16 protein-coding genes are annotated in these 20356 nt (G+C 49.8%); 2 read left to right on the top strand and 14 right to left on the bottom strand.

The genetic code is table 11. The features are described from left to right. Nucleotides 1-58: 58 nt before the first annotated feature. From BCM14_RS13500 to BCM14_RS13435, 14 genes are all read right to left on the bottom strand, one after another. Nucleotides 59-310, bottom strand: coding sequence for a sulfurtransferase TusA family protein (locus BCM14_RS13500; protein ID WP_106228577.1), 252 nt, complete (start codon nucleotides 308-310; stop codon nucleotides 59-61). A gap of 16 nt (nucleotides 311-326) precedes the next feature. After that, nucleotides 327-2972: an alanine--tRNA ligase gene (gene alaS, locus BCM14_RS13495; protein WP_106228576.1), complete on the bottom strand. Its 2646-nt coding sequence runs from the start codon at nucleotides 2970-2972 to the stop codon at nucleotides 327-329. Nucleotides 2973-3036: 64 nt separating this feature from the next. Then, nucleotides 3037-3900: a pilus assembly FimT family protein gene (locus BCM14_RS13490; protein ID WP_146129784.1), complete on the bottom strand. Its 864-nt coding sequence runs from the start codon at nucleotides 3898-3900 to the stop codon at nucleotides 3037-3039. A 31-nt stretch (nucleotides 3901-3931) separates the two neighbouring features. Beyond that, nucleotides 3932-4603, bottom strand: coding sequence for a type 4 pilus major pilin (locus BCM14_RS13485; protein ID WP_311042733.1), 672 nt, complete (start codon nucleotides 4601-4603; stop codon nucleotides 3932-3934). After that, nucleotides 4590-5756, bottom strand: coding sequence for a general secretion pathway protein (locus BCM14_RS13480; RefSeq protein ID WP_106228574.1), 1167 nt, complete (start codon nucleotides 5754-5756; stop codon nucleotides 4590-4592). Before BCM14_RS13480 ends, BCM14_RS13485 begins: the two co-directional genes overlap by 14 nt. 4 nt (nucleotides 5757-5760) lie before the next feature. Beyond that, on the bottom strand, nucleotides 5761-7443 hold the full coding sequence (locus tag BCM14_RS13475; protein WP_259673637.1) for an ATPase, T2SS/T4P/T4SS family: 1683 nt from the start codon (nucleotides 7441-7443) through the stop codon (nucleotides 5761-5763). Between the two features lie 41 nt (nucleotides 7444-7484). Continuing rightward, nucleotides 7485-7973: a hypothetical protein gene (locus BCM14_RS13470; RefSeq protein ID WP_106228572.1), complete on the bottom strand. Its 489-nt coding sequence runs from the start codon at nucleotides 7971-7973 to the stop codon at nucleotides 7485-7487. Then, nucleotides 7963-9246, bottom strand: a complete 1284-nt coding sequence (locus BCM14_RS13465; RefSeq protein ID WP_106228571.1) for a hypothetical protein — start codon at nucleotides 9244-9246, stop codon at nucleotides 7963-7965. Before BCM14_RS13465 ends, BCM14_RS13470 begins: the two co-directional genes overlap by 11 nt. Then, a complete protein-coding gene (locus BCM14_RS13460) occupies nucleotides 9246-10874 on the bottom strand; it encodes a type II secretion system protein GspD (RefSeq protein ID WP_106228570.1) in 1629 nt (542 codons plus the stop codon). Before BCM14_RS13460 ends, BCM14_RS13465 begins: the two co-directional genes overlap by 1 nt. Next, the gene (locus tag BCM14_RS13455; protein ID WP_106228569.1) at nucleotides 10838-11581 is read right to left on the bottom strand and encodes a TcpQ domain-containing protein; all 744 of its coding nucleotides are present in this window, start codon (nucleotides 11579-11581) and stop codon (nucleotides 10838-10840) included. The genes BCM14_RS13460 and BCM14_RS13455 overlap by 37 nt, the downstream gene beginning before the upstream one ends. A gap of 164 nt (nucleotides 11582-11745) precedes the next feature. Then, the gene (locus BCM14_RS13450; RefSeq protein WP_259673636.1) at nucleotides 11746-13077 is read right to left on the bottom strand and encodes an extracellular solute-binding protein; all 1332 of its coding nucleotides are present in this window, start codon (nucleotides 13075-13077) and stop codon (nucleotides 11746-11748) included. A 42-nt stretch (nucleotides 13078-13119) separates the two neighbouring features. Next, on the bottom strand, nucleotides 13120-14154 hold the full coding sequence (locus tag BCM14_RS13445) for a CDP-6-deoxy-delta-3,4-glucoseen reductase (protein ID WP_106228567.1): 1035 nt from the start codon (nucleotides 14152-14154) through the stop codon (nucleotides 13120-13122). 49 nt (nucleotides 14155-14203) lie between these two features. Next, entirely contained in the window at nucleotides 14204-16522 is a 2319-nt protein-coding gene (parC, locus tag BCM14_RS13440) for a DNA topoisomerase IV subunit A (protein ID WP_106228566.1), read from the bottom strand. A gap of 9 nt (nucleotides 16523-16531) precedes the next feature. Beyond that, on the bottom strand, nucleotides 16532-18493 hold the full coding sequence (locus BCM14_RS13435) for a DNA topoisomerase IV subunit B (RefSeq protein ID WP_106228565.1): 1962 nt from the start codon (nucleotides 18491-18493) through the stop codon (nucleotides 16532-16534). 182 nt (nucleotides 18494-18675) lie between these two features. Between BCM14_RS13435 and trxA the strand changes: the two genes are divergently transcribed. Both trxA and rho read left to right on the top strand, forming a co-directional pair. Continuing rightward, nucleotides 18676-19002, top strand: a complete 327-nt coding sequence (trxA, locus tag BCM14_RS13430; RefSeq protein ID WP_106228564.1) for a thioredoxin TrxA — start codon at nucleotides 18676-18678, stop codon at nucleotides 19000-19002. Nucleotides 19003-19099: 97 nt separating this feature from the next. Continuing rightward, nucleotides 19100-20356, top strand: a complete 1257-nt coding sequence (rho, locus tag BCM14_RS13425; protein WP_106228563.1) for a transcription termination factor Rho — start codon at nucleotides 19100-19102, stop codon at nucleotides 20354-20356.

Here is a 20356-nt window from a genome sequence, read left to right as displayed (position 1 = left end):
AAGCCTGCGAGTATAGCACTTTTTAGCGATTCTTCAAGAAAATACATCGCACGCACAACTAACGTCGCTTCAAATAGTGCTCATAATGGCTTATTTGATCGACTTGGAAGATCAAATCGTTGCCTGTCTGCTTTGCAAAGGCCTGAAAATCTCTGACCGCACCCTTATCAGTGGTCATCACCTGAAGGACTTCCCCGCTCGTCATCAATGCTAACGCTTTTTTAGCTTTCAGTATTGGTAATGGGCATGCTAGCCCCTTTGCATCCACAAGGTGCTGAAACTCCGGGGACGTTTGCTCAGTCTGTGTCATTGAGTTTTATTCACTATTAAATCCGACTCTCAACCCAAGCCTTAACACCTGTTATTGCCTGAGGCAGGGCTTCAAGGTTGGTGCCGCCACCCATGGCCATGTCAGGGCGACCACCACCTTTGCCACCCAACTGAACCGATACATCAGCCACCAAGTCACCTGCCTTGAACTTACTGGTCAAATCGCTGGTCACACCTGCCACGACACTGATTTTTCCCTCGGCAGACCGCGCTGCTAACAAAACGACTGCTGAGCCCAACTTGGCTTTCAGTTGATCAACCATCCCTCGCAATTCTTTGGGATCAACGCCTTGTACTTCTTGGGCTAGCACCAACACACCGCCGATGTTAATCGCTTGATCTGACAGCGCATTACCCGCGTTTGAGGCAAGCTTGGATCGTGCTTGATCGAGTTCCCGCTCAAGACTTTTAATTTGATCTTGCACCAGGATAATCCGGTCTGACAAGTCGGCTGGCTGTGTCTTCAAGGCCAACGCGGCCTTGACAACTGTTGCATTCAGTCGCTGAACCCAAGTCAGAGCGTTGTCGCCTGTGATAGCCTCTATTCGACGTACACCAGCAGCAACGCCAGACTCTGCAGTTATCTTGAATAAACCAATATCACCTGTTCGCTTCACATGAGTGCCACCGCACAACTCACGAGAAAAGCCGATATCCAACACACGCACTGTATCACCGTACTTCTCACCAAATAAGGCCATTGCACCACCTTTTACGGCGTCGTCGTAGGCCATCACTTCTGCGACGGTGGCTTGATTGGTCAGAATCTCGGCATTGACAATCTGCTCAACTTTCTCGATATCTGCGGCAGAGACAGGTGCATCGTGAGCAAAATCGAATCTTGTTTTATCTGCGTCAACCAGTGAGCCTCGTTGTTGTACGTGAGGTCCGAGCACTTCTCTCAATGCTTTATGCATTAAGTGAGTGGCCGAGTGATTCCTGATTGTCTTGCTTCGCTTGAGCGCATCCACCTCCGCAGTCACCTTGTCACCCACTTTCAAACTACCCTGGCTTACTTGGCCATGATGCCCAAACACAGCTGGCTGGATTTTTTGCGTATCCAAGACCACGAATAATGCTGAAGTCGATTGCAGAACACCAGCGTCACCGGCTTGACCGCCTGATTCTGCATAAAACGGAGTTTTATCCAGCACGACAATTGCCTGTTGGCCGGACGTGACTTGATCTACTTGACTGCCCTCGACATAAAGCGCGAGCACCGTTGCAACGCACTCCAAGTGCTCATAGCCTTCGAATTGAGTTTGTGTGCCGCTGTAAGTCAAGCCCTCTGCCATTTTGAACTTACCAGACGCCTTTGCTTGCTCACGTTGACGGGTCATGGCTCGTTCGTAGCCATCGATATCCACTTCAACATGACGCTCGCGACAAATATCGGCTGTCAAATCTACGGGGAATCCGTAGGTGTCGTAAAGCGTAAACAACGTGGTCCCGGAAAGAATCGGAGCAGTACCAGCCGAGGGGGCTGGGTCGGTGAGTGCAATTTCACTTAACGCCGTTTCCAGCAATTTCATCCCATGCTCGAGGGTTTCAACAAAACGCTCTTCCTCCTGGCGTAACACTTGCTCCACCCTGGACTGGGCCTTTGCAAGCTCTGGATACGCCGCGCCCATCTCATTAACGAGATCCTTAACAAGCAAATAGAAAAAGGGCTTGGTCTGACCGAGCTGATAGCCGTGACGCAGAGCGCGACGAATAATGCGTCGCAGGACATACCCTCGCCCTTCATTACTTGGTATGACACCGTCGACGATTAAAAAGCTGCAAGCTCGTATGTGATCCGCAATGACTTTTAATGAGTTATTTTGCAAGTCGGTACAGTTTGTTTCACGAGCGGCACCTGCAATGAGCCCCTGAAACAAATCAATTTCGTAGTTTGAATGCACATGCTGTAACACGGCCGCAATGCGCTCTAAGCCCATCCCCGTATCAACACACGGCTTCGGCAGTGGCGTCAGATTGCCAGCGACATCGCGCTCAAACTGCATGAAAACGAGGTTCCAGATCTCAATATACCGATCACCATCTTCTTCTGGCGAGCCAGGTGGCCCACCCCAAATACCCTCACCATGGTCATAAAAAATCTCAGTGCACGGACCGCAAGGACCCGTATCAGCCATTTGCCAGAAATTGTCTGATGCATAGCGGGCACCTTTGTTATCACCAATCCGAATGATTCTCTCGACTGGCACACCCATCACATCACGCCAGATACCAAAGGCCTCATCGTCTTCCTGATAAACCGTTACCCAGAGCTTATCCTTGGGTAGGCCGTAAACCTCAGTCAGTAAAGTCCACGCGAACCTAATAGCGTCATGCTTGAAATAGTCACCGAAACTAAAGTTACCCAGCATTTCGAAGAATGTGTGGTGCCTGGCGGTATAGCCTACATTTTCCAGATCGTTGTGTTTACCGCCCGCTCGGACGCTTCGTTGCGACGAAGTTGCTCGGGTATAAGGCCGCATGTCTTTACCCGTAAAGACATCCTTAAATTGCACCATGCCCGAGTTGGTAAATAGTAAAGTGGGATCGTTACCCGGCACAAGCGACGACGACGCGACAACCGTGTGTCCGTTAGATTGGAAATACTCTAGAAACTTCTTTCGAATTTCGGCGGTTTTCATGGTGCAACACTGTTAGGTGCAATCTGCAGTGCAACGCGCACTGCCGGATTGAATAAACCCCAGATTATAGGGGAGCAACACAAATATAGGATCGTACCCCTGTCGCCTGAAAAGAATGCTCGTGAGGTGGGTCAATTCGCCATTCTGCTAACTGTCTGGGCACATAGCCTTCAGGACAAGTGCAATTCCCTGTCAGCGGATTCAGGTAGCGCTCGGCCAAACCCCAGCTCTTGCAGTCTCCGCCGTGAGGGGATACGTACACGCCACCAAATCTATCGCGTGGCTTCAACAGGACTGGGTTAGACACATGCATCCCGATCGTTCCAGCTGGCAACAGCTCAATCGCACCCCAGGGTGGGTTGGCTAAGTCAAGCTGTGGTCCTTTCAGTCTTTCTACATTGAGCGGATGAACGACCAACCCCGTTCCCGATAGTGTTGTCAGAATTTTCCCCAGCCTATTACTGTCTTGTGCATGCTCAAATTCGGACGCGCTTGGACGCAATAGAATCAGCGCTTCTAAACCACATAACAACCTGAAGCACGAGGTTTGTATGCGCTGTCGGACGTGCACTGTTAACTCATAGCGCAATGAAGGTTGTGTCAAAAACCCCTCAGGTAAATGACCTGCGGTGATCAGGTCTCTGACACTCAACGTTTCAACGCGATCAGAGCGATCGCTATCAAATCTCGATGATTGAGTCAGGGTGACTTCCTGCCAGGCGTTCGCCCGGACTTTCAGCTCTTGCCTAACAGCATCCCCCACACGGGCCAGCCAGACACCCGTAGACGAAGCGGCGTGATCATCAATTTCGGAGGCCCAGCGTGAAGCAGCCCACGTCGCAAGCAACGACGCTATCATCATAACGACAACGAGTTCGAATAATAAAAAGCCTTGCTGCGTCCGGCAAAGCACGCTGCCCTGTCTCACCAGTTTATCGCCAGAACCGCAATTTGATCCATCAACGAACAACAAACTGAAAAGTATTGCTGTCCCCGCTTGAGCACTGAGCATCTGCCAAGATAGGGTTATAAGGCTGAGGCGGTGATTGCGTAGCGTTTTTAACCTGTGCCGCACCCGCTCTTCCAGAAATCGTCACACTCTCTGCGATTCGTTGCAAGATAGAAGCGAGTGCTGGACAAGCGGCCTCGTTGACATCAGTAAAAGTAATCGAAAATGCTGAGCCACGTCCAGCACCCGCAAGGCTATGTGCTTCGATTTGAACGACGCCGCGACCACTTGTACCCAGACCGCCAAGCCCGTGTGCAATATTGGACATGGCTCCTTCACCTGAGACAGAAACCACGCTCGACCCCCTTAAAGCAGAGGCAAGCGTCCCATTGTGAATCCCCGCATAAGGAGTTGATCCAAAGCCGTGGGTATTTGCCTTGATTCTGGCAACGAAGCGTTGTATCTCCTCCGCTACCCTTGGTACTTTATTTTCGATAACATAAGCTTGTATCGCTGGAATCCCGATAATTGCAATCAGCATAATAATTGCCGTCACGATGGACACCTCGATTAGAGAGAAACCGTCCTGATAACTCTCTTTAGCGGAAAGCTGATGCTGGCCACGTAGTGAGGATTTAGAGTAATAGATCTGCATGAGTACTCCCGCTTTAATTGAATGCATAGGCAATCGCCATCGATTGCCGTAATTCATCGATAACTTTAAAGTGCCAGAGCGCAGTGATCATCACGATGGCTACAGCGATGATCAATAACGACCAGCGCATTTGCACCGCACATTGTTTAAACTCGATCAGTGCCTTATCTCCCAAGCGATCCGAAGTGCGAAAGATCGCTTGATCCAGCCCTGCAATTTCCTCAACGTCACACAAAAACCACCAGGTCTGCTCGTCAATAAGACCCGTATCAAGTGCTTGGACCGACGCTACGCCAACGTCGATTCTTAACAACATATTCTGCAAGTGATGCTCCAACCACGGTGAACTGTTTCCTGTCATTGCGACAATTGCTTGACGCAGACGCGCCAGATCGCTTCCTTGAGGCTGAATCAATACGGCAAGCAAGGAAAGGAATCGCATTGCGTGAAGCAATCTATACAGTCGCCAGACAAACCATCGATCGAGAACCCCTCGGAATCGCCCCACGTAACTTCCTACAGACCAGGTCAACACCCCGAACCCAAAGCAGACAGCAAGCAACGCGAACAACCATTGGTCTCGCAGAAGCTTAGCGAACAGATCAAAGCGAATCGTCCATGGGCCATAGAACTCAGAAGGAATGATTGAGAACGCTGAAAATAGTCGATTGTGCGTGAAAAAAGGAATTGCCATCATCGACGCTAAGGCGACTAACCAGGCACCAATGCCAACAGCGATCGTTTGAACGAAACTACGTTGAGCTTCATCATGAATACGAACGCAACGACCCAAACTACTCAGCACTTTACTGAGCGATTCACCACCAGCGATCTGTGCTGCACGCAACGCAATTATGTCTTCCTGTGGAAGCGTGCGCTCAAAGGTAGCGTATACATCACCTGCGGCTAGGCTCAAGCGTTTCGCCCAGTAATCGGTCAAAATGCCTCTCGCGCCTCGGTGACGATAACGGTACCCATCTGATTCAAGAATCTTTAATAATGTTTTGCCTCCGCCGTTAAGCGCCACCATTTCGGCGAGATATATGTAGTAATCAGCTCTGTAGGGCCGAAACATTTTTGCCACAAAAGCAATTTTCTGCTCATAAACGCAGCGATGCATGCGATCGCGTACACGACACAGGGGACCGAGCAAGGCCCAAGACCATGACAATTTCCTCATTCACTCAAGCCTGTAAGCGTTCGTTGAACAAACCAAACTTCGCTTCAACAAATCTTGGATCAACATGGCCGACCGATATTTTAAAAATAGCGCTATCGAAGACCGACTTACCGGTCATATCTTCGCTCGTTAAAGCTGCGCGAGGCCTCTCTTCGTACCAGCGTCGCAACTTTGAACGATTGCCGCTATCCAGACCATCAAGAAAATCCAACTCACGAGCAGGTTCGATCATCTCTGCGATGACTGTACGCCCTTCAATTCCCGCCAATCCCTGGATACTCACTCTGCGACACCTGTCGCAACCTGACTCGTTACGAAACCTCAGCCGGTTCAAGTCAAGTTGATACGTGCAAGCGATCGCTTCTGCCCATCGCGCAAACCACAAATGGTTTCTCGCATAGCCTTTGACGCAGCGCCAGGGCTGATCCGGATTCACCTCAAAGAAACTGAGCGAGCAATATTTACATAAAGCCGACAGGAGCATCTGATGGACTAATAATTTAAGAACCCCAGGGCTAGCCAAAAAGTCCCTCGCAACGCCTATCAGCGTTGAGCTCAGCCGTTCGCAAATCAATAAACAGGAGCGAGCGTGTACTGTTGTGTAAAGATTTGCGCCAGACGCTGCAAGATCCATAAACGCGCGACCACCAGCAGAATCACGGATTTCACCAATCAGCAAATCGTTCATAGCGGATCGCTTAATGGTTGCTAGCTTAGCGTCGAACACGTGGGTATCAGAGCCGTTCAGAGAGCGGGTCAACGTGTTCTGCAAAGCATGAGGAATAATGAATTCAGCGGGATCTTCTATCGTGATAACTTTTCGATGACTTGGAATGTTGCGCATCAAGCATGCAATCGTCGTTGATTTGCCTGAGCCCACCATCCCCGATAAAACAACAGCGCCACCTTCAATCAAAGTCGCTCGTTCAAACGAAGCAACTTGAGACGAGAGATAACCTAACGACGACAAGGTGGGTGCCTCCGAGATTGCCTCAGACTTTAACAAGCGCAGGCAGACACTGGGGCCGCCGTCCGCTGCCAAAGACGCCCATCTCAGTGTGAATCGACTGCCACTAACCGTCCGCTCCAACCGCCCTTGTTGCTCAACCGTAGGATCGAATACGGCACCATTGCCTCCCTTGATTTCCATCCACACCAGGCTAAGCATCTCAAGCATGAAGGATGTTGGGTATTTAGAAAACTTGTCGAACACAAAATAGTCGCCATTGATGGTGAATCTGACTTGAGAGTTTGCATCGGTTGTTCTGACGTTGAAATGAATATCGCTGGCACCGACATCAACCGCCCACTCAACAATTTCGTCAAAGATCTTAATTAAAGGAGGAAGATTCTCTGATCCTGTTAGGACGGTGGCTAAAGCTCGCTCATCGTTCAATCTGAGCGGCTTGATCAAACTGAGGAAAACTGGCCTCGCAACAGAATAAAGAGGGGCCTGCTGAAGTCTAAATTTCTTCTGCATCAACAAATTGATCACGGCCATGACTTGATCATCATAATCATTGCCTCGCATGACAAAAACGCCGGCAGTTCCGTCTTCAAACAGCACCGGACATATCCGGTCGAGGACACTTAAGGTATCAAGATCGATTGTGAGTAATCGCTTGTACCGGGGACTCAGTTGAGTTAATTCGGCAGTTGTGTCAATGGTTGTCACAACAAGATTCATTGCGTTTATTCCTTTTTTTAAGGCAAAGGGGGGCAGCCGGATCATGGCAACACAGGCTCTAAGCAAAGTTCTTTTAAACTTTCGCCACGTCGCAGGACCACGCAGGGGGGATCTATTTTTACCAGCTCATAACCAATCCGAGAGCCTAAAACGGGTTGAGAACGACCCGATTTAAAAATTAAAAATTTTGATTCAATCAATAACTCTGCCGTTAAGTTTTTATTGACTCCGTAAATGGAAAAGAGTTTGTCACCGTTCTCAGGATCGAATGTTTTATTCTCATCTGGATCGGTCAACACTTTGTGCTTACCTCTATTTTTTAATGCCGTTTGAGTTTCTGTCTCGATCAATTCATTGACCGTTTGTTCCAAGGTTGTTTGGGCGTAGCAAAACATGTACGTATTGATCGACCAAATGACCAGGGCAAAGCCTGCCAAACGTAAATAATGAGTCAGCGGCACTAACGAGCTCAAAGCTGAGGGGAAGCGCAACCGAACGGCTCGCACATTGCTGTGAAGTTCAGTCTGCATAGATTTCACCTTCCGCTGTAAATTCAACTGCACTCTTTTTTGCACCGGCAAGTCTGGCGGGTAGATCATTCAACGAAATGGATACCCGTCTCCAACTGATAGGTAGCAAAATGGTCTTTATTAACGAAGCAGAGCGCAACGGGCCTTGCAGACGCACTGGACGCACATTGCCTTGTGCTCGCTTGATAACTGCCCCAACCTCGAGGGAATTAAACCCGTTCTCAATTCTCTGGAGCTGATCGAGCCAACCTGATCCTTTGTCGAAATTGTCGTCAAGAACCTCAAGAGACCGCTGATCTCGCCAGCGAACGACCGCTTCTTTTAAATTATCGAAGGTAAGGATTGGATTGCTTAAGCCCAGTTGCTCCAGATGTTCTCGCCCAGCGGGGTGAAAATCACGATGATAACGAGCCCCACAATGCCAATCCTTATCAGTTGTCTGACAATCGATCGATATCAATTTCCAGCCCTCTTTTTTTATGGGTAGAGAAGCCCATATCTGAATGCTTGACCATAAAGAGCCGGGCCGGTCTATCATCACTTTTAACAACTCGTCTTTAACTTCGACCTGGCGAGTCAGCTCAAATTGCCCTTGCACAGTCGATGCAACGATTGGCTTCGTATGGTCAGTCAAAGCCCATAACGATGTAGCGCCGATCAAAACAAAACCGCCGCATAAAATTGAGCCTCGAGGTAGTAAGTGCAACGTTGGGATCGACTTCAGAGCTGATGATGCAGAAAGTTTTTGAGCTAGCCAGCACGGCATATTGTGCTGCCACTCGGTACTTAAAGTAAGCTGAATCAAACCGGGGTATCTGATTTTGATGTCTGCGATTGCATCGTCGGCTGCTTGGCGCGAAGCAAAATGCCGATCACTGCTGCACAGGACATGCCCCTCATGGCTGGCCATTAACCAAGCGCCGCCTTGGGTATCAGGTAATAGACACGCCTGAGCACCCTCTGGATGAGCGCAAGCAAACAGTGCTGCCAGCGAATAACAATGGGCCGCGTTGCGGCTACGTCCTCTCACGCGATTTATCGTTGGCAAGCGAGCGCAGGCAGCGACGCGAGCATTCGATTCCACTAATACATAATGAGTAGCGCGCAGCGAGCGTGCAAGCTGATAAATGTTATTGCGCGGGTTTGAGCCAACTAGCGCAAACCACGTTAAACCTAGCATTAAATAATCCCCCTGTGGATTAATAACAGAAGCGCAGACCATGTTGCGGCGATCTGCCATAAGGGGATCAAGGGGAGAGGTAATCGAACTCATCAGCCCTCCTCCAGTAACGCGGTCAACACAATGACTGTGATGACTTTGCTTTTACCAAGTCTATCCGCGCCGCCTATTATTGCGGGCACCTCTGGTGTAAAGCTCGTCGACTCACTTTGTTCTTTGACTCGCTCAAACCCGGAGATCAACATGGGCTGACCCGATCGCAAGGACACCTGCTGAACCGTACCGGTTCCATCGATCAGGACTTGTTGAATCGACAGGCCTTTTCCTGATTCCCCAAAGCTAATCGTTTTTAAGGGCTGAGCAATGGTGTTGTCATAAGCAATCGAGATCAGGATCTGTCCATCATCCTGCGCATCAGGCAAGATTGTTAGGAAAGCACCAACAGTCTCCTCCTTCTGACTAACTGAGACAGAGGCTTGCGCGGAATTAGTGGTGGTGGAATCCAGACTAGATGCTGTGGCGGTACGAACCTGATCGACGTAGGAAAATGTCGTACGAACGGCGTGAGTAACGGGACGACGGTTAATTGTCATGATGGGTACCGTGCTGTGACGAATGACCTTTCCCTGTCGCGACAACGCTTGAAGCATAAGTTTGACGGGACTGATGCCCGTTGTCGCAACCGACAGGGCAGACTGCGCGTTTTCATTGATGGGCTCGGCCGAAGGTCCTTTGAGAGAAGTTGTCAAATTGTTGGACACCACAGCGGCCGACCAGTCGACGCTGAGCGTTTGACTGTCGTCTGTTTCAACTGTCAGCTCTTCAAATACCAGGCGTATTCGTCGAGTTAGGATTCGATTTTCTTTATCTAGGAATTGCGCAACCAACCTTAACGACGCTGGTACGTCTGTGACAACGATAGAGCTCGCAACCCCGGCTTGAGCAGTTACTGCCCCAGCTCGTGTAAGAAATGGTTCGATTTTTGCTTTGACTGCGTCAAGCGCATTGTGCTCAGCCGATCGAAGCACCGTTCGCGCACTACTGTCAAATCCGCCAGCTGAAGATGAAGTAGAACGACCCAAAGCCATCTCAACTGAGGCCGAGGCCGTGAGCAATCTAACGTCAAACACTTGTGTTTCGGTGCGATAAAACACGAGTGCCTCTGACTCGTACCTCCAATTTACATTTAGCCGTCTGGAAATCAAGTCCAGAATTTTGGCTAATGGTTGCGAACCTCTGGGGAAAGCTGTTTCATTGAATGTTGTGCTTGCTTCTATCGGTTCGACTGTTGCCATCCTTGGAGCAAACATCGACGAGGGTAGTAGAGCTTCAGGACTGATGCGAACCGGCAGGTCGATGGCAATACTCAGCCGCTCAGCGAGTGCTGACAAGGTGAACTTGGTACTACCAAACAGTAAGGTCGAATCCACGTTGCGTTGCAAGGCTTTCGGCAATGTGACGTCTCTTGCGAGCGGTACTGCTCTGCCAGCAATCCAAGGCTTGTTCACTGACTGTGCCTCACGTCGAATTTGTGTGCTCTTGGTGCTTACTTTGAAACGATCAATTCTCTGCTCGAGTTCACTTGCTGAGTCTGTCACGTTCAGCGTGTGCTTAATAAGAGCATCCTGCAGTGCGCAACCAGACAACAACAATGTGCCGGCACCAATCAGCGCGAGACAGCCGTTCAAGACCTCACCTCTGCAGAAGTCGACGGATCGCATGTCTGGGTGACACTCACTACTCGCAACACCCGATTGCTGTAAATGCAAGCTTGAAGTGGCCTGTCTGACAACTCTGTTGCGCTCATTAAGCTCTTGACCGACTCTTCAAAGTCAACACTGAAACTCGCATATCCGGAGATCGGGATATCGAAGTCGACGGTCCAGTGTTCCGGCAAAAAATGCCACCCTGACAGCGTCGCCCAGCGAGACAATGTGTTGCGCAAATGCAGGTCATCTGCGTTGATTTCAAAATTGCTGCCAAGCTGGGTTGTTGCAATTTGTTTATTGCTATCAACTTCAGTTACCCCAACCTGCGGAGCACGGCCGAGTGAGTTGACGCGCATAGCTTGTGCAGTTTTTTTGCCACGACGAAAATAGAGATGATCCCACGACCCCGTTACGACGCTGATGTCGCCACGTCGGCTGTCACTGAGAATTTGCTCGCCATCAGTTTGCTGTGCGCTCAGGATCGGAGTTGTCTGTTTCGCGTGCCAGTGCAGCCAGATTTTCTGATCATCTGAAAATACCTGAATTGGTCCCACCGAGCGATCACCACTCAGGCGCCAATTAAAATCAAGCGAACCTGAAGTTGTTTGAGAAGCCTGAGCGCCGACCTCAAATCTGGGAGTCGTGTCGCGTAGTAGCGTTGTGCATGCCCCAAACAATGGCAGCGCTAGGATTGTTAAGGCGATACGTACAGTCAGCATCAGTCATCACGAGAAGCAAAATGATCGACATGATGGCTTTATTCGCTTGAGGCCACAATTGTGAAACCTACGTATGGGCCGTTGAATGCTTGAGCGCTACAAGCGATGATGGTAAAAAAAAGGTCAACTGCAGTTGACCTTTTAAGATTGTTGACTACAGGACGCTACTTCTTAGACTTTTTGTTGTTTGAAGCGGACGCTGGAGCCGGTGCCTCACCAGACATCACTTTGGCCTCTTCGATTGCCGTCGTTAAAGCCTTGACTGGTGGAACTTGACCAGACAAGGCCGCGTCAAGTTCTACACTCAGCATGGGTTCGATGCGCGCATAGCCATTCAAACGAAAACCCCGATTTGTTTTGGTTGTCGCTTGCCGCATATTCTCGACAATACGATTCAGTCCAGGAATGCTGCCATAAAACGAAACGTCAGCAGCTCTCGTCGAAGCATCGTTAAGTGGTAAGAACCCAGTTTTCTGATGCCAAGCGGCAGCCACCACAGGCTTAGACAGGTAGGCAAGAAAACTAGCGGTCGCTTTGTATTGCTCGACCGGTTGCCCAGTCGTTACCCAAAGGGCAGAACCGCTGACAAAGGGGACGCCTGGCTTGGGAGTGAGTTGATCGTAATACGGTAGAGGAGCCACGCCAAACTTCAAATCCTTAGTCGCTGCAAATTGCCCCAGCGACCCAGAACCACTCGTCAGCACGGCGCATTTGCCCTCAGCAAATAATCCATCTGGCTGGTTGGAATTGCTGTTGACTGAAAATATGTTGACCTTTTTCCAGCTCACCATCATGGCTATATGGCGCATGAATAATGTATCGAAGTTAAGTACAGCACCTTTTGCATTATCTAGGCCATTATTTGGCGTCGCATAAAGCGAGTTATTCATCGCCGCTAGATTTTCGAGGTGGACGGAAACTTGCTGGCTGGTTGCATACGGACAGTCGTAATAGGCTTTATCACGCAACAGCAACAATTGTGCCTGAAGAGCAGCCCACGTTGCGCCAGGAGCATTGGGATCCAACCCAGCCTTTTTGTAAGCGTCTAGGTTGTAAAACATGACCGGAATCTCTGCCATGAAAGGAAACGCAAGCAGACGATTTTGCTTATCGCGAATAAAACCGCTGGTTTGTGCCAGAATTGAAGTGTTATCCGGGATTGGGTATTTCTTTGCAAATTCGTAGTACGGCAGGATGTCTTGATTATTGGCGATCACGTCTGGTGATCTGTTGTCATCAAGTTGCACTAAATCGGGCTTGCGTTTCGCCGCTAGCGCCCGTGAGTCGGGGCTTGTTAATGCGATTTGGTCAGCAAATGCTTTTAGCTCTACTTTTGTATCATTCTGCTCAGCATTAAATTGCTTAACAATCTTCTCGAACTCAGCGCGATTGGCTGGATTGAGTGTGTGCCAAACTTCGATTTCGGTCGCTGCTTGGGATAACGCGCAGACGAGGCTGGTACTTAAAATGCCGATAACGCGATTTGTGTAAGACAAGCTAATAATCCTTATAAAACTTGAACCAATCATAAACACTGTTTACCCAAGATCAGCGGCTGACGTGAATGCATCCGCATAGAAAGCATCTTCAGGAAGTTTGCATTTAGCTGAAAACTCTTTACGGGCAGACTCAACCACAATTGGTGCGCCACAGGCATATACTTCAAAACTTTGCATATCCGGAAAATCTTGCATCACGGCTTCGTGCACAAAACCGGTGCGACCAGTCCAGTTATCGCCTTCAAGCGCGTCAGAAACAACTGGGATATAGGTGAAATCAGCCAGATCATTAGACCAAGTTTTTGCAAGTTCACCGAGGTATAGGTCAACAGGACGGCGACCACCCCAATATAGCGTGACCGGTCGTTTAATCCCTTCATGTACCATGTGCTCAATGATTGACTTAATGGGTGCGAAGCCTGTGCCGCTCGCCACCATGATGATGGGTTTGGAAGAGTCTTCCCGCAAAAAGAAAGAACCAAATGGCCCCTCGAAACGCAATATTTCGCGCTCTTTCATCTGTGTTGCACCGGTGCCAAAAACGTGGTCTGTGAACAAGCCACCCGGCATATGACGGATATGTAATTCAAGGGCAGCTGCTGAATGCGGAGCGTTGGCCATTGAGTAGCTCCGGCGCTTACCGTCTTTCAGTAGGAGTTCGACGTATTGTCCAGCGTAAAAACGAAACGTCTCGGTCGCGGGTAACTGTAATGTCAGAATTTTGACATCTGGCGCAACCTGCGCCATTGCGGTCAAACGAACAGGTAATTTTCTTATTTGAATATCTGTGGCGAATCTCACCTCGCGAGACTCAATCACCAAGTCGGATGTAGGCTTAGCCTGACAAAATAGCGTAAACCCGGCTTCGATATCCTCCGAACTCAATACCTGAGCCGGATTTGAACCAGCTTCGTAACTGCCGGACACCACTTTGCCACGGCAGGTTGAACATGCCCCGCTTTTGCAGCTATAGGGCAACACAATTCCGGCTGCGAGTGCTGCATCGAGAACCGACTGGCTCGACTCAGCTTTGAACTGGTGTTGACTTGGTTGAATCGTAATTTGAAAGGACATTGAAAACTAACCTGTTTTTTTAATTTGACGATCTATAGCATTGAGAAGCTCAGAAAACCGGGGATAGGATCGGATTTTTAGGGCGAACATCAAGTAGCTTACCTTTTCTGGCGCGTTTAGAAACGTAGCCAGCAAGACTGGCGCCTGACAGAACATCTTCAATTTGTTTATTGCGATAAACACCCGTTGCTCGCAACCCTTTTTCTGAGATGGGAACGCATTGCGACAAGGAGTCAGGCGAATCGATTGCGATCAAGATGGTACCCCTGCCACCCCCTGACAGTGCTTTCACTTCATCCAATCCGATCACGAGCAATTTACCTTTTTCAGAGAGAAAAGCGACTTGCACAGCTGCTTCTGAAATAGGGGATGGCCTCAACAGCGTATCACCAGCTTCTAGAGAGACGAACTGTTTACCGGCACGCTGACGAGTCGTCATATCGACCAATTTGACCGAAAACCCGAAGCCCTGCCGAGTGGTCAAGAGCCATCGTTGATCAGGCGCAGAGGCCACCATATGCTCAATTCGGCTTCCAGGTGTCAGATCAATCATTGATGTAACGGGTGCGCCATCACCCCGAGCAGAGGGCAAACCCGCGACAGCAACGGAATAGACTCTGCCGTTATCACCCATCGCGATCAGCGAATCTGTGCTTCGGCATTCGAATACGCCATAGCAATCATCGCCACTCTTGAAAGCAAATTGCGTCGCATCATGACCATGACCTTGCCTTGAGCGCAACCAGCCTTTGTGCGAAACGATCACAGTCACGGGTTCATCGATTACCTTGACTTCACGGATAGCTCGCTCAGCGACTTTTATCAGGGTGCGTCTGTCATCCCCATATTGTTTCGCATCCGCTTCGATTTCTTTAACGACCAGGCGTTTGAGTGCGGCCGGTTGCTCAACCAACTCTTGCAAACGCGCTTGCTCGCCCTTTTTGTCTTTGAGCTCTTGTTCGATCTTAAAGCCTTCGAGCTTAGCCAACTGCCGAAGACGCATATCTAAAATATCGTCCGCTTGGCGCTCGCTTAAATTGAATCTGGCCATCAACGCGGGTCTGGGCTCATCGGATTCACGAATCGTCTGAATGACTTCGTCGACATTCAGATAGACCAACATTCTGCCTTCAAGGACGTGAATGCGATCGATGACTTTATCCAGCCTGAAACGGGTCCTTCTTAAAACCGTTGCCAGTCTAAAATCTATCCACTCAAGCAGCGCATCCCGCAGGGGTTTTTGTCTTGGACGTCCGTCGGTTCCGATACAAACCAAATTAACCGAGACATTGGTCTCCATGCTGGTTTGAGCGAGCAATGTCGTGACAAATTCATCCCGATCAATTTTTGAAGTTTTAGGTTCAAAGACCAGGCGTACGCCGGCATCTTTGCCTGACTCGTCGCGCACGGCATCGAGCAATGCCAGCATTTGTGTCTTGGTTTGTTGTTGCTCGGGCGTTAATGTTTTTTTTCCTGTTTTAACCTTGGGGTTGGTTAAGTCTTCGATTTCTTCCAATACTCGCTGGCACGAGGCGCCAGGTGGTAACTCATTCACGACTAATTGCCATTGACCTCGGGCCATTTCCTCAAATTGCCAGCGCGCGCGAGCTTTGATCGAACCCCTGCCTGTTTGATAAACAAGCGCTATGTCCTCAGCCGCGGTAATAATTTGACCGCCACCAGCGAAATCGGGCCCCGGAATGATCTCTAGCAACTCGGTTTCTGTCAGCTTTGGTTGCTTGATCAATGCAACACAAGCTTGCGCCACTTCTCTTAGATTATGCGACACGATTTCAGTGGCCATACCAACCGCTATGCCTGAGGCGCCATTGAGTAACATGACCGGTAAACGCGCTGGCAACATCGAGGGTTCTTGATGACTGCCATCGTAGTTGGGTACAAAATCAACCGTGCCTTCGTCGAGTTCGTCGAGCAGGACTCGGGCGAAAGGCGTCAACCGCGCCTCGGTGTATCGCATCGCTGCAGCATTATCGCCGTCGCGCGAACCGAAATTGCCCTGACCATCAATCAGCGGGTAGCGCAAAGTAAAACTTTGTGCCATTCGGACTAGGGCCTCATAAGCCGCCTGGTCCCCGTGTGGATGATACTTACCAAGCACATCACCCACTACCCTCGCCGATTTAACCGGACGCGAGCCCGATTGAAGTCCCATGGCCTGCATGGCATAAAGAATCCGGCGCTGGACGGGCTTCTGTCCGTCGCCAACGTCGGGCAAGGCTCGACCCCGAACGACAGAAACTGCATAGTCTAAGTAAGCTTGCTCAGCATATTTACCGAGCGTTATCGTTTCGCTTGATTCATTCGGTTCACCCTGATCAAACAGATCGGGTTGTACAACATCATTCATTCGCGTGCCCTAAATATCCAACTCGGCGAGATTGCCTTTCTCTTCGATCCAACTACGACGTTGTCCGGACTCTCCTTTACCCATCAACATATCAAACATGCGCGTCGTCTCAGCAGAATCCATTTCGCCATAAGCCACTGGCAACATGCGTCGTGTATCAGGGTTCATAGTGGTATCCCACAGTTGCTCAGGATTCATTTCACCAAGTCCCTTGAACCGACTGATGCTCCAAGACCCTTCGCGAACATTTTCTTTACGCAATTTATCCTCGAGCGCTTCAAGCTCGCCAGCATCCAGGCAATATATTTTTCTGGCTGGCCGTTTGCCCACAGCGGGGACATCCACCCGAAATAATGGCGGTCGAGCGATGTACACGTGGCCGAGCTCAACCAATCTGGGGAAATGTTTGTAGAACAGTGTCAACAACAATACTTGAATATGAGAACCGTCCACATCAGCATCAGACAAAATACAAACTCGCCCGTAGCGCAAACCTGACAGATCGGGCTGGTCAGTAGGTCCGTGTGGATCGACTCCTATCGCAACTGCAATGTCGTGAATTTCATTGTTAGCAAACAGCCTGTCACGATCGACTTCCCAAGCGTTGAGTACTTTACCTCTGAGCGGAAGGATTGCCTGAAACTCTTTATCTCGCCCCATTTTGGCAGACCCGCCAGCCGAGTCGCCCTCGACAAGAAAGACTTCGGTACGAAGCACATCGGTCGACTCGCAATCCGTCAGCTTCCCTGGCAGAACCGCGACGCCTGAGCTCTTGCGCTTCTCAACTTTTTGAGCCGATTTTGCGCGAGCCTGAGCTTGTCTGATTGCCAGCTCAGCTAGCTTTTTGCCATATTCGACATTTGAGCTCAGCCAGAGTTCAAGCGAAGTCCGGACATAACCACCGACTAGACGAACAGCATCCCTGCTGTTCAAACGCTCTTTTATTTGCCCTTGAAACTGAGGATCCAATACTTTGGCTGATAAAACAAAACTCGTTCTCGCAAAAACGTCATCAGGTAAGAGTTTGACCCCTTTAGGCATCAGTCCATGCAACTCGGCGAAGGCTTTAACCGCGTTGAACAGGCCCTCGCGCAGACCGGATTCATGGGTGCCCCCGGCTGGGGTCGGGATCAGGTTCACATAAGATTCCCGAATCACGCTTCCTTCGTCCGACCACGCCACAACCCATTGCGCGCCCTCGCCCAATGCAAAAGAGTCGTCATCTGCAAGCGCAAACTGTTCACCTTGAAACAGGGGAACCCTCAGCTCGATCCCAGTCATGGCCTCTGTCAGGTAGCCTGCCAACCCGTCTTCATATTGCCAGACACGTGTCTCACCCGTTTTTTCGACATGTAACGACACCTTAACGCCTGCCATCAACACTGCTTTGCTTCGCAGTAAATGTGTTAGCTCAGCGAGCGGAATTGAGGCAGAATCAAAAAAGCTCTGGTCTGGCCAGACGCGGACGCGAGTCCCTGATTTTTTTCGAGCTAACTCAGCAACCGAGGCAAGAGGCACGGTCACGGCACCGTCGGCGAACTCCATTCGGTGAGCACCGCCGTCACGCCAGATCACCAACTCAAGACGCTTCGACAGTGCGTTGGTGACAGATACGCCAACGCCGTGAAGGCCACCAGAAAACGCGTAGGCTCCGCCGTCTTTTTTGTCGAACTTGCCCCCTGCGTGAAGTCGGGTAAACACCAGTTCGGCTACGGGTGCTTTTTCTTCCGGATGGAGCCCAACGGGTATACCGCGGCCATCGTCCTCGACGCTTACACTACCGTCATTTTGCAGGGTCACTTGAATATGCTTGCCAAATCCGGCGAGCGCCTCATCTGCCGCGTTATCAATGACTTCTTGAATAATGTGCAACGGGCTTTCAGTCCGAGTGTACATACCCGGGCGCTGTCTAACTGGCTCGAGACCTTTCAGGACCCGGATGGATGATTCGTTGTAGGACGTCTTACTCAAGTTATCCCCAAAATTCTATGGAAAAAGCACTGCATTTTACGTAAAACCCACATCTAGTCGCTATTGTCCCATTCTACGTAGCGCCGCTTACATGATTTTTAACCTCTGTGACCAATGTTATGCTCTAATCTGCTGAATTAGCGTAATAATTTGTTTGCAGTTATGTTAGGCAGAGAACAATCATGAGCGAAAACATTCAACACGTCAGCGACATTAGCTTCGAAGCTGACGTCTTAAAGTCGTCTGGTCCGGTTTTAGTTGACTACTGGGCTGCGTGGTGTGGCCCTTGCAAAGCAATTGCCCCAATCCTGGAAGAACTCGCAACAGAGTTTTCAGGCCAGGTGAAAATTGCCAAGGTAAACGTTGACGAAAATCAGGAAACTGCGGCAAAATTCAATATCCGTGGCATCCCTACTTTGATGTTGTTCAAAGACGGACAAGTTGCGGCGACCAAGGTTGGGGCTTTGTCCAAGTCACAACTCACTGACTGGCTCAAAAGCGCGATTTAAAGCAACAGTACCGCGCGCGGGTCCGTCCGAGGCCCGCCACCCTTTTATTTCTTCGAGTTAATTCCCTCCCACCGTACGATTTTTTTGACTCATATCAATGCACCTTAACGAACTAAAGGCGCTGCACGTTTCGCAGCTACTAGAAATGGCCGCCGGGCTAGAAATCGAAAACGCAAACCGGTTGCGCAAACAAGAACTCATGTTCACCATCATGAAGCGGCGCGCCAAACTCGGTGAGCAAATATTCGGTGATGGCGTTCTTGAAGTCCTGCCGGACGGTTTTGGATTTTTACGCTCACCCGACACTTCGTATTTGGCGAGCACTGACGATATTTATATTTCTCCCTCGCAAATACGTCGTTTTAATCTTCATACAGGGGATTCTATTGAGGGTGAAGTTCGCACACCAAAAGAAGGTGAACGCTACTTTGCTTTAGTTAAAGTCGATAAAGTCAACGGCTTTGCCCCTGAGGCGATGAAACATCGCATCATGTTCGAGAACTTGACACCTTTGCATCCAGACAAGGTAATGCCTCTTGAAAGAGACATTAAAAGTGAAGAAAACCTGACAGGACGGATTCTCGACATATTTGCTCCAATCGGCAAAGGTCAACGCGGGTTGATCGTGGCAAGCCCAAAATCGGGCAAAACAGTAATGATGCAGCATATTGCACACGCGATTACTACTAACTTTCCGGATTCAGTAATGATCGTTATGCTGGTTGACGAGCGGCCGGAAGAAGTCACTGAGATGCAACGAACCGTGCGCGGTGAAGTAGTCGCTTCTACGTTTGATGAACCCGCCACCCGTCACGTGCAAGTCGCCGAAATGGTCATCGAACGAGCAAAACGCTTGGTCGAAATGAAAAAAGATGTGGTCATCCTGCTTGATTCCATTACGCGTTTGGCTCGCGCCTACAACACGGTGGTACCGGCCTCTGGCAAAGTACTGACTGGCGGTGTTGACGCCAATGCTTTGCAGCGGCCTAAGCGTTTCTTCGGTGCCGCAAGAAATCTGGAAGAAGGCGGGTCACTCACGATCATTGGCACAGCGCTGATTGAAACCGGTAGCCGCATGGACGAAGTGATTTATGAAGAGTTCAAAGGTACAGGCAACTCCGAAATTCATCTTGAGCGCAAACTTGCCGAGAAACGAGTCTATCCTGCTATTAACTTGAACAAATCCGGCACCCGTCGCGAAGAGTTATTAATCAAACCGGACTTGCTTCAGAAAGTTTGGGTGTTGCGCAAATTCATACACGGCATGGAAGAAGTCGAATCGATGGAGTTCATCCTCGACAAGATGCGTTCAACAAAAAATAATGCCGAATTCTTCGACATGATGAAGAAGTAA

It is taken from the genome of Jezberella montanilacus (assembly GCF_003003055.1).
GTDB lineage: Bacteria > Pseudomonadota > Gammaproteobacteria > Burkholderiales > Burkholderiaceae_B > Zwartia > Zwartia montanilacus.
This window is presented reverse-complemented; position numbering and strand designations above follow the sequence as displayed.